The organism is Burkholderia sp. AU44665 (assembly GCF_030504405.1).
Lineage (GTDB): Bacteria > Pseudomonadota > Gammaproteobacteria > Burkholderiales > Burkholderiaceae > Burkholderia > Burkholderia semiarida.
This window is the reverse complement of sequence record NZ_JAUJRI010000007.1, coordinates 92,692-105,727: the sequence shown is the minus strand read 5'-3', so window position 1 is coordinate 105,727 and position 13,036 is coordinate 92,692. Positions and strand designations below refer to the sequence as shown.

The following is a 13,036-nucleotide window of genomic DNA, read 5'->3' as shown; positions in this document are numbered from 1 at the left end:
AACAAGAGGCGTCGCGCATTCGTGCGCGACGCCTCTTTGCATTTTCCGCCTGCGTTTTTCAATCGCGGATATCGAACGCGAAGGACTGCTGCGCGATCCGTCGAACCATGCCGTCCCGAACCAGGCTCGCGAGAAGGCCATGCGTGGTCACGCAGCCGGCGCCTGTGCCGCGCGACCCCGTTCGCGGGCCGCGACGAGTTCCCGGATCCGCTCGCGGTCGGCCGGCGTCACCGGCGTGAAGGTCACGAGGCTCAGGTCCGGACTGCCGGTGACCGAGAACGCCGAATAGTCGAGCGCGATCCGGCCGACTTCCGGATGGCGGATCTCCTTCGTGCCTTCGTCGTGCGTTCGGATATCGTGGTCGCGCCACATCGCGTCGAATTCGGCGCTGGTCGCGCGCATCTCGTCGACGAACGCCTGCACGGCCTGCGTCGCGCCGCTGCGCGCGACGTCCGCACGAAACGCACCGACCGCGAACCGCGCGACGCGCTCCCAGTTCGGCTGCGCATCGCGCACGCGCGCGTCGACGAAGATCAGCCGCAGGATGTTGCGCGCGGCCGGCGGCAGCGTCGCATAGTCGGTCAGCGTCGCGGCCGCGGCGTCGTTCCATGCGACGACGTCCCACGTCGCGGTGCGGATGATCGCGGGGCTCGCGTCGAGCGAATCGAGCACGCGTTGCAGCCGCGGCGTCACGCTGGCCGGCGCGTGATAACGCACCTCGGGCGGATGGCCGACGCCGAGCAGGAACAGGTGTTCGCGTTCGGCGTCGTTGAGCATCAGCGCGCGGGCGAGCCGGTCGAGCACGTCGGCCGACGGCGCGCCGCCGCGCCCCTGTTCGAGCCACGTGTACCACGCGGCGCTCACGTGCGCGCGCTGCGCGACTTCCTCGCGCCGCAGGCCCGGCGTGCGGCGGCGTGTGGGCGGCAGCCCGAGCGCGGCCGGGTCGAGTTTCTCGCGGCGGTCCCGCAGGTACGCGCCGAGCAGGTTGTCGGGGGCGTCAGCCATATCCTGTTAGTTCGTTTACCGGTAAACCGTCACGGCTTCACCGCGAGCGGCGCTCGGCAGATAGTAAGCCTCCATTTCATCCGGAGGTGCTGAACATGCGTGTCTTTGTTACGGGAGCGTCGGGATTCGTCGGCTCGGCCGTCGTCGCCGAACTCTTGGCCGCCGGGCACTCGGTGCTCGGACTCGCGCGGTCGGATGCAGCGGCGGCATCGGTTGCCGCGGCCGGCGCCGACGTCCATCGCGGGTCGCTCGAGGATCTCGAGAGCCTGACGCGCGGCGCCGAAGCCGCCGACGCGGTGATCCACACGGGATTCAATCACGACTTCTCGCGCTTCGCGCAGAACTGCGAACTCGACCGCCGCGCGATCGAGACGATCGGCGCGGCGCTCGCCGGCTCGGCGCGGCCGCTGATCGTCACGTCGGGCCTCGCGCTCGTCGCGCCCGGCCGCGCGGCGACGGAGGACGATCCGCATGTGCCGGTGTCGGCGAATTATCCGCGTGCGTCCGAAGCGAGCGCGGTCGCGCTCGAAGCGCGCGGCGTGCACGTGTCGGTCGTCCGCCTGCCGCCGTCCGTGCACGGCGACGGCGATCACGCGTTCGTGCCGCGCCTGATTGCGTTCGCGCGCGAGAAAGGGGGGGCGGCGTACATCGGCGACGGCGCGAACCGCTGGCCCGCCGTGCACCGGCTCGACGCGGCGCGCGTGTATCGGCTCGCGATCGAGCGCGGCGCGGCCGGCGCGCGCTATCACGCGGTTGACGATACGGGCGTGCCGTTTCGCGAAATCGCGGAGGTGATCGGCCGCCGGCTGAACGTGCCGGTCGCCGCGAAGTCGGCGGAGGAAGCCGGCGAACACTTCGGCTGGTTCGCGATGTTCGCGGGGATGGATGCGCCCGCAACGAGCGAGCGCACGCGGGCGTCGCTCGGCTGGGCGCCGACGCAGCCGGGGCTGCTGGCCGACATCGACCGGCCGGCGTATTTCGAAAGCTGACGAGCGGCGGGCGCCGCGCATCATGCGCGGCTCGGGCCGTGACGAACACGCGTACGTCGCGGCCACCCGCCTGCCGTGCGTCATTCGACCGGATGCAGATCCTGCAGCAGCGTCGGCACCAGCTCCGATACGGTCGGGTGGATATGCATCGCGCGGCTGATCGTCGTGTACGGCGCGCCGGCGGTCATCACGTCGAGCATCCCGTGCACGACTTCGTCGCCGGTCACGCCGAGGATCGACGCGCCGAGGATCGCGTGGCTATCCGCGTCGACGATCACCTTCATGAAGCCCTGGCTTTCGCCTTTCTCGACCGCCCGGCCGACGCGCGTCATCGGGCGCGTGCCGACCAGCAGCCGGCGGCCCGTCTGCTTCGCTTCCTCGAGCGTCATGCCGACGCGGCCGAGCGGCGGATCGATGTACATCGCGTAGGCCATGATGCGGTCGGACACCTTGCGCGGATCGTCGTCGAGCAGGTTGGCCGCGACGATCTCGTAGTCGTTGTACGCGGTGTGCGTGAACGCGCCGCGCCCGTTGCAGTCGCCGAGCGCCCAGATGCCGGGCACGTTGGTGCGCAACTGATCGTCGACGGTGATGTAGCCGCGCGCGTCGGTGACGACGCCCGCGCGGTCGAGCCCGAGATCGTCGGTGTTCGGCACGCGCCCGACCGCGAGCAGCAGGTGCGAGCCCGCCACCTCGCGGCCGCCGCCCGCGCAGTCGAGGCCGACCACGATGCCGTCGCCGTCGCGGCGCGCGCTCAGGCAATTCGCGTCGAGCTGCACGTCGATCCCTTCTTTTTCGAGGATCTCGCGCACGGCCTGCGACACGTCTTCGTCCTCGCGGCGGATCAGGCGCGGGCCCTTCTCGACGATCGTGACCTTCGAGCCGAAGCGGCGGTACATCTGGCCGAATTCGAGCCCGACGTAGCTGCCGCCGACGATCACGAGATGGTCGGGCAGGAAGTCGACGTCCATCATCGTCGAGTTGGTCAGGTACGGCACCGAGTCGAGGCCCGGCATCGCGGGCACCTGCGCGCGTCCGCCGACGTTGATGAAGATGCGTTCGGCTTCGAGCACGTCATCGCCCACGCGCACCGCGTTCGCGCGTTCGAAGCGGGCGTGACCCTGAAAGACGGTCGTGTTGTCGAGGCCGCGCACCCATTGCTCGACGCCGTGGTTCGAGCGGCCCGAGATCTGGTCCTTGCGCGCCTTCACGGCTTTCATATCGACGGTGACGGGGCCGCCAACCGACACGCCGTATTCGCTGGCGCGTCGGGCGAGCTGCGCGGCGTACGCGCTCGCGATCAGCGTCTTGGTGGGGATGCAGCCGGTATTTACGCAGGTGCCGCCGAAGCGGCCGCGCTCGACGATCGCGACTTTCATGCCGGCGCCTGCGAGCCGCGCGGCGAGCGGCGGCCCGGCCTGGCCGGTGCCGATGACGATCGCATCGAAGTGTTGCGTCATGACGTCCTCCTGGGCGGGGACAACGGGGAAAGGGGCAGGCGCAAGCCGCATGCCGTGCCGGCGGTCGCGCGGGCGACGAGCGCCTATGGTAGACCTGTTGGCCCGGTGTCGCGAGCGTCGGGCGGGCGACGCGCCGTATTGAAAAACGGCGCCGCCGCGGGTGGCGCGGCGTGCGGCGTCTAGTCCTTGCGCTGCCACTGCCCGAACGACACCGGCCGGTGCGCGTCGGCGCGCGTGACGGTGACGTGGTCGGGCTGGTCGTCGAGCGGAAACGATTCGGTGACGATCCGGTTCGAAAACAGCCAGCCGTGCGTGCGCGGGTCGTAGCGGAACGTGATGTAGTCGGTCCAGTGCTGCCCGCACGCGACGGCGTTCTGCACGGTGAAATAGCGGCCCTTCACCGACAAGCCGTTGCCGGCCGCATCGTCGGGATCGAACGGATCGCACTGGCCGCCTTCGTTCGCGCGCAGCACGACCTGGTCGTTGCGGGCGGCGAGCCGGTACGTGTGATCGGCCTGTTCCTCGTAGATCAGCAGCGGGCGCGGCGACGGCTGCTCGCGCGTATCGACCGCGCGATGCACGACGACGAGAAAGCTGCGCCGCCCGTTGTCGAGATCGGGGCCGGCCTGCGCGGTCAGCGGCTGGTAGCCGGGCGGCAGTTGCGCGGCGATCGATTTCGGCAGGCCGTCGGCGCGGGCGTGGAGCGAGAGGGCGGCGAACAGCGGGAGCAGCAGGGCGGAAAGGCGAAGGGCGCGCATGACGGGCGGTCCGGTCGAAAGGAGGAAAGGGGGATGAGTCGCGCGGCGCGTGACAGATCACGTCCGGACAACTCGCCGCCCGGCGCCGGATTTCCGGGCTCGTCGCTCGGAAAGGCGAGGCTGACGGTCGGGCTCGCGATGGACTCGCGAATGATCGGATCGGCGACGGCGGCATCGTCGGGATAGCGGGCGACGCGGATCTCGATCATGGGGCGGCGCGGGATCACGGGAAAGAGGGCCAGCATAGCAGCGCACAGCCGCTTTCGGCCATCCGCGAAGCGTGCCAGAATCGAGCGCTCGACCGTCGGAAACGACACGCAGGCGCCGGCGCAGCGGCGTCGCTGACCAAGGAGACTTCGATGACCGCATCGGCTGCCGTACTCGCCATTCTGGCTGCGCTGTTTCTCGGCGCGATGATCCCGGGCCCGAGCTTCGTGCTGGTTGCCCGCAATTCGATCGGGCTGTCGCGCCGCGACGGGCTCGCCACCGCACTCGGCATGGGCATCGGCGGCATCGTGTTCGGCGGCGTCGCGCTGGCCGGGCTCTACACGCTGCTGCAGGCCGTCGAATGGCTGTACGTGGGCCTCAAGGTCGCGGGCGGCGTGTACCTGATCTACATGGCGTCGAAGATCTGGCGCGGCGCCGACCGGCCGATCGCGATGGACGATCCGCAGGCGATGGCCGGCGGCAGCGCGCGCAAGTCGTTCTGGACCGGCCTCACGACCCAGCTCAGCAACCCGAAGACGGCGATCTGGTACGGCAGTATCTTCGCGGCGCTGCTCCCGCAGCATCCGCCGCTGTGGTGCTATCTCGTGCTGCCGCCGCTCGTGTTCGCGGTCGAATTCGGCTGGTACACGCTCGTCGCGCTGTGTTTCTCGACGCGCCGGCCGCGCGAGCTCTATCTGCGCGCGAAGAAGTGGGTCGACCGCATCGCGGCCGGCGCGATCACGCTGCTCGGGCTGCGGCTGATCCTGAATGCGCCGAAAGCGGGGATCTGAGCGCTTTCATTCCCGGACCGTATCGGCGCGCGCGGCGGCGGCCATGCACGTCGCCGTACCGGCGCGAACCGGCGAGTCGGCCGGTTCGCAAACGTATGACTTCCTCGTGGCGCGGCCGCTCGCCGGCTGCCGCCGATCCTGCTTCCCCACCCGGCACCGCCGCCCGCCCAGCCTTGCGCGACGGGCGTTCGCATGGGTTGACCGGCGCGTCGAACGGCGCCGCTTCCCCGATTCTGGCGGTCGACTGCCCGACGACGTGTAAACTGCTGCCTTTTTTGACGGTTTGCAGCATGGTGCAAGCATCTCCGCGCCCGGCGTTGAGCGGTCCGACGCTCGTCCGGCTGCTCGCGCGCCTGGCCGATGCCGACGTCGCGGAATCCCGGCAGACGCTGTCCGACCGGCTGAGCCAGTGGCTCGGCTGGACCGACGCGATCACGCTGTCGTCCGCGCTGAATGCGAGCCCGCCGGGCGTCGCGGCCGGCGTGCGCGGCTACGACGCGGAGCGCGATTGCGCGCGCGTGCGCCACGATCTCGCGCAGGCGATCACGGCCGCCAGCCGGCCGCGGGCGCGGCGCCGGCCGGGCGATCCGCCGCCGCCGGCCGCCGACACGGCCGATTTCGCGGATTTTCGTCAACGTTATCTGACCCTGCAGCAGGACATGGAAACGGCGATCGGCCAGTTGCGCGGCCGCCTGCGCGTCGCGCTCGCCGCACGCTCGTCCGGGATGGCGCGGCTCGCGACGCTCGACACGATCATGGAGCGCGTGCTCGGCGCGCGCGAGCGCAGCCTGTTGTCGGCCGTGCCCGCGCTGCTCGGCACGCGCTTCGCGCGGCTGCGTGAAGCGGAGCGGCAAGCGCTGGCTGACGCCGAATCCGCGGCCGCACTCGACGCCGCCGCCCCGGCCGATGAAGGCCCGGTGGCCGATACCCCGACCGTCGCGGCGATCGTGCCCGGCGCATGGCTCGATACGTTTCGCGACGAGATGCAAAGCATCCTGCTTGCCGAACTCGAAGTCCGGTTTCAAACGGTAGACGGGCTGCTCGCGGCCCTTCGCACCTGCTAATCCACACCCTATGTCCAGAATTCGCCTTGATCTCGTTGTCTTCGTCGCCGGTCTGCTCGCAGTGGGCTGGATCGGTGCCGGCTATGTCGCATCGAACCCGCTGGCGGCGGCCGTCACGCTGCTGATCGGCGCGTGCTACGTCGCCGGCGCATGGGAGCTGCTGCGCTACCGGCAGGCGACCGCCACGCTGTCGCGCGCGGTCGCCGGCCTGACCGAGCCGCCCGCGAAGCTCGACACGTGGCTCGACATGCTGCATCCGGGCCTGCGCGGCGCGGTGCGCGCCCGCGTCGAAGGCGCGCGCGTCGCGCTGCCGGGCCCGTCGCTCACGCCTTACCTCGTCGGCCTGCTGGTGCTGCTCGGCATGCTCGGCACGCTGCTCGGGATGGTCGTCACGCTGAAGGGCACGGGCGCCGCGCTCGAGAGCGCGACCGATCTCGACGCGATCCGCGCGTCGCTGATCGCGCCGGTGAAAGGGCTCGGGTTCGCGTTCGGCACGTCGATCGCCGGCGTCGCGACGTCCGCGATGCTCGGGCTGCTGTCCGCGCTCGTGCGCCGCGAACGGATCGATGCGGCCCAGCAGCTCGACGCGAAGATCGCGACGACGCTGCGCGTGCATTCGTCCGCGCACCAGCGCGACGAATCGTTCCGGCTGCTGCAGCGGCAGGCCGACGTGATGCCGGCGCTGGTCGACCGGTTGCAGACGATGATGACGACGCTCGAGGCGCGCAGCGTCGCGTTGCACGATCGCCAGCTCGAAAGCCAGCAGGCGTTTTTCGACCGGACCGAGCGGGCGTACGCGGGCCTGGCGTCGAACGTCGGCGACGCGCTGAAGGAAAGCGCCGCCGAAAGCGCGCGCGTGGCCGGCGCCGCGTTGCAGCCGGTCGTCGCCGCGACGATGACGGGGCTCGCGCAGGAGATGGCCGCGCTGCGCGACACCGTGACGGGCGCGGTGCAGCGTCAGCTCGACGGGCTGACGGACGGCTTCGAGAAGACCACCGGCAACGTGACGGCTGTGTGGAACCGCGCGATCGACGAACAACGTCAGGCCGGCAACGCCGTCGCGCAGCAGTTGCAGACGACGCTCGGCCAGTTCACCGACACGTTCGCGCAGCGTTCGTCGGATTTGCTCGACGGCGTCGCGACGCGCCTCGAATCGACCGAAGGCCGCCTGTCGGACGCCTGGCGCGATGCGCTGGCGCGCCAGGAGCAGGTCGGCGAGACGCTGGCCGGCCAGCATGCGCGTGCGCTCGGCGAAGCGGCCGCGACGTTCGAACGCCATTCGGCCGCGACGCTCGCCGCGATGCGCGAGTCGCACGCGGGTTTGCTGACGCAACTGGCCGCACGCGATGAAGAACGTCTCGCTGCGTGGAACGACTCGCTGGCGGCGATGGCCGCGAAGCTCGGCGACGAATGGCAGCGTGCGGGCGCGCATAGTGCCGGTCGTCAACAGGAAATCTGCGATGCACTCGCTCAGACGACGCGTGATCTGGCCGCACGGGCATCGACGTTCGAACAACGCTCGAACGATCTGCTGTCGACGATCCGCGAGTCGCACACGGGCTTGCAATCGCAACTGGCGGCGCGTGACGAAGAGCGCCTCGCTGCGTGGAACGATTCCCTGACCGCAATGGCCGCGAAGCTGGGCGAAGAGTGGCAGCGTGCTGGCGTGCACAGCGCCGGCCGTCAGCAGGAAATCTGCGATGCACTCGCTCAGACGACGCGCGACCTGGCCGCACAGGCATCGACGTTCGAACAACGCTCGAACGATCTGCTGTCGACAATCCGCGAATCGCACACCGGCCTGCAATCGCAACTGGCGGCGCGTGACGAAGAACGCCTCGCTGCGTGGAACGATTCGTTGGCCGCAATGGCCGCGAAGCTCGGCGAAGAATGGCAGCGTGCTGGCGTGCACAGCGCCGGCCGTCAGCAGGAAATCTGCGACGCGCTCGCTCAAACGACGCGCGACCTGGCCGCACAGGCATCGGCGTTCGAACAACGCACGAACGATTTGCTATCGACGATCCGCGAATCGCACACCGGCCTCCAATCGCAACTGGCAGCACGCGACGAAGAACGTCTCGCTGCATGGAACGATTCGCTCGCCGCGATGGCGGCCGCGCTGCGCGACGAATGGGCGCAGACGAGCGCGCAGGCCGCGGCGCGCCAGCAGGACATCTGCGACACGCTCACCCGCACCGCGAACGACATCACCGCGCAGGCGCAGGTTCACGCGAGCGACACGATCAACGAAATCGCACGTCTCGTGCAGGCCGCGTCGGAGGCGCCGAAGGCCGCGGCCGACGTCGTCGCCGAGCTGCGCCAGCGCCTGTCCGACAGCATGGTGCGCGACACCGCGACGCTCGAGGAACGCAGCCGCCTGCTCGCGACGTTGGAGACGCTGCTCGGCGCGGTCAACCATGCATCGACCGAACAGCGTGCCGCGATCGACGCGCTCGTCAGCACGTCGGCCGATCTGCTCGATCGCGTCGGTGCGCGCTTCAACGACACCGTCGATGCCGAAACGCGCAAGCTCGATTCGGTGGCCGCGCAGGTCACGGCCGGCGCCGTCGAGGTGGCGAGCCTCGGCGACGCGTTCGGGATGGCCGTGCAGGTGTTCGGCGAATCGAACGACAAGCTGCTCGCGCATCTGCAGCGCATCGAGGCCGCGCTCGAGAAATCGCTCGCGCGCAGCGACGAACAGCTCGAGTACTACGTCGCGCAGGCGCGCGAGGTGATCGACCTGAGCGTGATGTCGCAAAAGCAGATCGTCGAAGACCTGCAGCAGCTCGCCGGCCGGCGGGCGCCCGTCGGAGCGTAACGCATGCACGACGAAATCGACGGCGGCGCGCAATCGGCGCCGGTATGGCCCGCGTTCGCCGACTTGATGTCGGTGCTGCTCGGCGCGTTCGTGCTGATCCTCGTCGGCGTGATCGGCATGCAGCTCCAGCTCACGTCGAAGCTCGAGGAAGCGGTGCGCGCGCGCCAGCTCGAGGCGCGGCAGCGCAAGTCGCTCGAACAGGCGCTCGCCGGGCCGCTCGCGGCCGGCCGCGTGACGCTCGTGAACGGGCGCATCGGCATCAGCGGCAACGTGCTGTTCGCGCTGAATTCCGACCAGTTGCAGCCCGCTGGCCGCGACCTGCTGAAGACGCTCGCCAGCCCGCTGGCCACGTACCTGAAGACGCGCGACGAGATCCTGATGGTCAGCGGCTTCGCAGACGACCAGCAGGTGCACGCCGGCAACCGCCTGTTCGCGGACAACTGGGAACTGTCGGCCAAGCGCGCGTTGACGGTCACGCGCGCACTGATCGATGCCGGCGTGCCGGCCTCGTCGGTGTTCGCGGCCGCGTTCGGCTCCGAACAGCCGGTCAGCTCGAATGCGGACGATGAAGGTCGCGCGAAGAACCGCCGCGTGGAGATCGCGCCGGTGCCGCGCAAGTCGGCGTCGAACGGAGGAAAGGCAAAGTGACGGGCGACGCGACGCGGGTACGCGCGACGCTCGATGCATGGCGCGAGCAGGGCGCCGACCGGCTCGATCCCGTGCGCTTTCATCGGATCGATGCGCTCGAACGGCGCACGGCCGTGCTCGACGGCGCCGCGCGCGCGCTGCTCGACGCGCGGCTGGCGGCGCTGGTCGAAGGGTTTGCGGAGACCGTCGCGCGTGCGCGCGAAGCCGAAGCGACGCGCATGACGGTGGAGGCTTCGCCGGGTGCGCCCGCGCGTGGCGCGCTTGCCGCGCTCGTCGAAGGGCTCGCGCGCGATGCTCGGGCCGACCGGCGCGGGCTCGATCCCGAACTGGTCGACTACTTCCGCGCGACGTGGTCGAGAGTCCGCACGGAGCAGCAGTATCGACAGTCGCTCGACCAGGTGCCGCGCAACGCGGGGCCGCTCAACTCGAACAGCCTGGTGCACCGCTCGCTCGCGACGATGCGCGAACTGTCGCCGGACTATCTGCAGCAGTTCCTGTCGTACGTCGATGCGCTCGCATGGCTCGAGGATCTCGCCGGCGGCGGCGCGCAGCCCGAGAAGGAAGCGCCGCGCGCGAAGGCCGCCAAACCGGCCAAGAAGTCGACGCGCGCCAAGGCGCGATAACGCCACGTCACGCCGCGCCGCGCGCGGTCCGCGTGCGGATCGCCTACCGGTTCGGCGTTGGGGCGTCGATCGCCGCGCGTAGCGCGTGCAATGCTTCGACCCGTGCCGATATCGCGCGTGCGTTCGACGTCGGTGCGGGGATCGAGCGTCATCGAAGGGCGTTTCGATTGGCGGGTTGAGCCCGCGCGTCGCGCGGATCCGACGGATTATCGCATCGGCGTTCGGGCCATGTATCGCTCATCCCGGCCGCCTGCGCGAACGTGTCGAGCGCCCAGCCTTTCCCGAGCAACAGCCGCCGCGTGTGCAGCGCGCCGTGCACGTCGTCGGCAACGGTCTCGCCGAGATAACGCAGTGCGCGGCCTTCGACATCGACGAAACCATGCCGGTAGTCCTGCGCGAGCGCCGTCCACAGCCGCGCGGCGCCGACCGACTGGCGCGCGCCGCTGATGAGGCACAGGCCCGCGTCGAGCCCCCAGCGGTACAGCGTCGTCGCGAGGCCCTGGCGTTGCGCCGAGCCGCGCAGCCGTGTGTGCGGCGCGCGCAGGTAGCGGTCGGCGCGGCGCGGGATTTCGGGAAGCCGGTTGAACACCGTATAGCCGGCGAGCTGCCGGGCCGACGGATCCTCGACGTACAGGAAGTATTCGCCGTCGGCTTCGCGATGGCGCACGATCAGGCCCGAGCGGCCGAGCGCGACGCCCGGCAGCCCGTGCAGGCGATGCCCCGGCTGGTGGAGACGTTCATAAAGGGTGTCGAGTTCGTCGTCGATGTCGTGCTGGGAATGCTGTACGTCGATACGCATGGCAAAAGGCGCCCGTCCCGGGCGCATCGAGAAAGAAGTTCATGGCAACGGGGAAACGGAAATGAAAGCGGCCCCCGGGCTCGGCGAAGCGAGCCGGGGCCGCGAATCAGCTGGGGATGTGCTGGAAACCGGCGGCGATCGCGGCGAGGCCCGCGATGCAGAGTGCGAACAGGATCAGGACTTTGTGGATCACGCCTCTTTCCTCATGAACGCGCGGCGCCGAACGGGCGGCATCGCGGAGACGGTGAGCGGCGGGCACGGCCCGCGCGGCCGCCGCGCGGGGCGACGGTCGGGTGTCCGGCGACGGATCGTACGCGGACGGCCAGCACCATACGCGACGCGTCGGGAGCGGGCAATCGGACGGGCGGAGAAAAGCGACGAAAAGCGGAGAATCGCCGTATTTCGCGACAATTGGCCGCATGGGGCGCGTTCAGGCGTGTGGAGATCCACGCGCAAGCGCATCGTCGAGCGCTGGACGGCGCATGTGGAAAGTGTCGCGGCCTGTGCGACGCCCGCGCCCGCTTGGCATCCGCGCGAGGAACCGGAGTGGCATGAACCGCCGCCCCGGCCGCGCCGTCACACCGCCTGCCGCCCGCCAAACGCCTGCCTGACCCGCGCGAACAAGCCGTGTTGCGCGATCCATTCGGCATACGCGCGATAGTCGGGGTCGCGCATCAGGTGGCGCTCTTCCGTTTTCGCGCGCGTGTAGTAGATCAGGTTGACGGCGACGAGCCCGGCGCAGTGCATGAGCCCGATCTGCCAGCCGAGCGGCTCGACGAACGGCACCGACACCATCCAGTACGACAGGTTCTTCGTGATGTACGCGGGATGCTTCGTGAAGCGGTACGGGCCCGACGTGATGATCCCGCGGTTGGTGAGGTTCGAGAACCGCAGCCCGAACGAGATCGTGCACAGCGCGTAGGTCAGCAGGAGCAGGATGATCACCGCGCCCCAGATCACGCGCAGCGTCGGCGCCGACAGCAGCCAGTTGTCCCAGAACATCGAGCCTTCGTAGCGGATGTAGTTGTTCGAGATCAGCGACCAGAACGGCTGATAGCAGATCAGCGCGGCGACCCAGCCGAGCGTCGTCGGCTCGACGGTGCGCACGTGGCTGTCGAGGATGCGGAACGTGCACAGGTAGCCGACGGTGCCGAACATCAGATCCATCGTGAACGACAGGTCGTACATGAACACGAAGGTCGCGATCGTCATCGGCGCATGCATCGCGTTCGCGAGCGACGCGCTCAGGTGATCGGCGTCCTTCGACAGGTAGACGGTCATCAGCGGCAGGAAAAACGCCTTCACGCCCCAGCCGGCCAGCATCTCGCGCACCGGCTTCCAGCTCGCGGGCCGCTCGCGGCGAAACAGGAAGCGGCCCCACAGCAGGTACGCGTCGTCGGTCTCGCGCTGGTGGCGGTCCATCCACGCGAAGTAGAACGGCGCGGCGACGATCACGTACGGCGCGAGCGAGCGCAGCAGCGACCAGAACGGCAGGTAGAACGCGCCGTGGTATTCGGGCAGCAGCCAGTAGAGGAGGCCGATGCCCGCGTAGATCGACGTCAGCGCGCCGAGCCGCGTCGCGACGCGCGCGACGCTCAGCGGCCGGACGGCCTGCCGTGACAGCCCCGCGCTCGGACGCAGGTAGACGCGCGAGATGAAGAGTTCGTGCAGCGCGATCGTGCCGATGATCGCGAGGCTGGCGAGGACCGCGCGTGTCGCCGCGTCGAGGGCAGGGTGGTCGCGCGTGATCCACAGCGCGAAGAGCCCGGCCGCGATGCCGAGCAGGCCGGCGCGGAACGGCGTGGCGGAACGGGGTGGGCGGTCCGGAGCGGCGACGATGCCGTCGAGCGTCGAGTTCATGATCGGATCCTCGT

Annotated in this window: 11 protein-coding genes; 6 read left to right on the top strand and 5 right to left on the bottom strand. The window is 69.8% G+C overall.

What is annotated here, in order from left to right:
• Window positions 1-147 precede the first annotated feature (147 nt).
• On the bottom strand, window positions 148-1,005 hold the full coding sequence (locus QZM15_RS16830) for a helix-turn-helix transcriptional regulator (RefSeq protein ID WP_104012994.1): 858 nt from the start codon (window positions 1,003-1,005) through the stop codon (window positions 148-150).
• Between the two features lie 95 nt (window positions 1,006-1,100).
• Between QZM15_RS16830 and QZM15_RS16825 the strand changes: the two genes are divergently transcribed.
• Complete coding sequence (locus QZM15_RS16825; protein ID WP_302106824.1) at window positions 1,101-1,994, top strand: SDR family oxidoreductase; 894 nt, start codon at window positions 1,101-1,103, stop codon at window positions 1,992-1,994.
• 80 nt (window positions 1,995-2,074) lie between these two features.
• Here the strand turns inward: QZM15_RS16825 and QZM15_RS16820 are convergent, their stop codons facing one another.
• Together QZM15_RS16820 and QZM15_RS16815 are read right to left on the bottom strand one after the other, a co-directional pair.
• Window positions 2,075-3,454 (bottom strand): FAD-containing oxidoreductase, encoded by a 1,380-nt coding sequence (locus QZM15_RS16820; RefSeq protein WP_302106823.1) that lies wholly within the window; start codon window positions 3,452-3,454, stop codon window positions 2,075-2,077.
• A gap of 179 nt (window positions 3,455-3,633) precedes the next feature.
• Window positions 3,634-4,212: a hypothetical protein gene (locus QZM15_RS16815; RefSeq protein WP_302106822.1), complete on the bottom strand. Its 579-nt coding sequence runs from the start codon at window positions 4,210-4,212 to the stop codon at window positions 3,634-3,636.
• Between the two features lie 359 nt (window positions 4,213-4,571).
• On the opposite strand from QZM15_RS16815, the gene QZM15_RS16810 reads away from it, so the two are divergent.
• The 5 genes from QZM15_RS16810 to QZM15_RS16790 all read left to right on the top strand — a co-directional run bounded on the left by QZM15_RS16810 (window position 4,572) and on the right by QZM15_RS16790 (window position 10,363).
• On the top strand, window positions 4,572-5,210 hold the full coding sequence (locus tag QZM15_RS16810; protein ID WP_027805824.1) for a LysE family translocator: 639 nt from the start codon (window positions 4,572-4,574) through the stop codon (window positions 5,208-5,210).
• A gap of 290 nt (window positions 5,211-5,500) precedes the next feature.
• Window positions 5,501-6,274: a DUF3348 domain-containing protein gene (locus QZM15_RS16805; protein WP_302106821.1), complete on the top strand. Its 774-nt coding sequence runs from the start codon at window positions 5,501-5,503 to the stop codon at window positions 6,272-6,274.
• Window positions 6,275-6,284: 10 nt separating this feature from the next.
• Complete coding sequence (locus QZM15_RS16800) at window positions 6,285-9,092, top strand: DUF802 domain-containing protein (RefSeq protein ID WP_302106820.1); 2,808 nt, start codon at window positions 6,285-6,287, stop codon at window positions 9,090-9,092.
• Between the two features lie 3 nt (window positions 9,093-9,095).
• Window positions 9,096-9,740, top strand: coding sequence for an OmpA family protein (locus QZM15_RS16795; protein WP_059640250.1), 645 nt, complete (start codon window positions 9,096-9,098; stop codon window positions 9,738-9,740).
• On the top strand, window positions 9,737-10,363 hold the full coding sequence (locus tag QZM15_RS16790; RefSeq protein ID WP_302106819.1) for a DUF2894 domain-containing protein: 627 nt from the start codon (window positions 9,737-9,739) through the stop codon (window positions 10,361-10,363). Before QZM15_RS16795 ends, QZM15_RS16790 begins: the two co-directional genes overlap by 4 nt.
• A 148-nt stretch (window positions 10,364-10,511) precedes the next feature.
• On the opposite strand, the gene QZM15_RS16785 is transcribed toward QZM15_RS16790, so the two are convergent.
• Both QZM15_RS16785 and QZM15_RS16780 read right to left on the bottom strand, forming a co-directional pair.
• Window positions 10,512-11,162 carry a histone acetyltransferase gene (locus QZM15_RS16785; RefSeq protein ID WP_226221474.1) on the bottom strand — a complete coding sequence of 217 codons (651 nt, stop codon included), beginning with the start codon at window positions 11,160-11,162 and terminating at the stop codon, window positions 10,512-10,514.
• A 576-nt stretch (window positions 11,163-11,738) separates the two neighbouring features.
• On the bottom strand, window positions 11,739-13,022 hold the full coding sequence (locus QZM15_RS16780) for an isoprenylcysteine carboxylmethyltransferase family protein (protein WP_302106818.1): 1,284 nt from the start codon (window positions 13,020-13,022) through the stop codon (window positions 11,739-11,741).
• Window positions 13,023-13,036 lie beyond the last annotated feature (14 nt).

Excerpts from the sequence above, each read along its gene's own strand:
- QZM15_RS16830 (WP_104012994.1), bottom strand. The coding sequence starts at position 1,005 with ATGGCTGACGCCCCCGACAACCTGCTCGGCGCGTACCTGCGGGACCGC.
- QZM15_RS16810 (WP_027805824.1), top strand. The coding sequence starts at position 4,572 with ATGACCGCATCGGCTGCCGTACTCGCCATTCTGGCTGCGCTGTTTCTC.
- QZM15_RS16815 (WP_302106822.1), bottom strand. The coding sequence starts at position 4,212 with ATGCGCGCCCTTCGCCTTTCCGCCCTGCTGCTCCCGCTGTTCGCCGCC.
- QZM15_RS16795 (WP_059640250.1), top strand. The coding sequence starts at position 9,096 with ATGCACGACGAAATCGACGGCGGCGCGCAATCGGCGCCGGTATGGCCC.
- QZM15_RS16780 (WP_302106818.1), bottom strand. The coding sequence starts at position 13,022 with ATGAACTCGACGCTCGACGGCATCGTCGCCGCTCCGGACCGCCCACCC.
- QZM15_RS16805 (WP_302106821.1), top strand. The coding sequence starts at position 5,501 with ATGGTGCAAGCATCTCCGCGCCCGGCGTTGAGCGGTCCGACGCTCGTC.
- QZM15_RS16825 (WP_302106824.1), top strand. The coding sequence starts at position 1,101 with ATGCGTGTCTTTGTTACGGGAGCGTCGGGATTCGTCGGCTCGGCCGTC.
- QZM15_RS16785 (WP_226221474.1), bottom strand. The coding sequence starts at position 11,162 with ATGCGTATCGACGTACAGCATTCCCAGCACGACATCGACGACGAACTC.
- QZM15_RS16800 (WP_302106820.1), top strand. The coding sequence starts at position 6,285 with ATGTCCAGAATTCGCCTTGATCTCGTTGTCTTCGTCGCCGGTCTGCTC.
- QZM15_RS16820 (WP_302106823.1), bottom strand. The coding sequence starts at position 3,454 with ATGACGCAACACTTCGATGCGATCGTCATCGGCACCGGCCAGGCCGGG.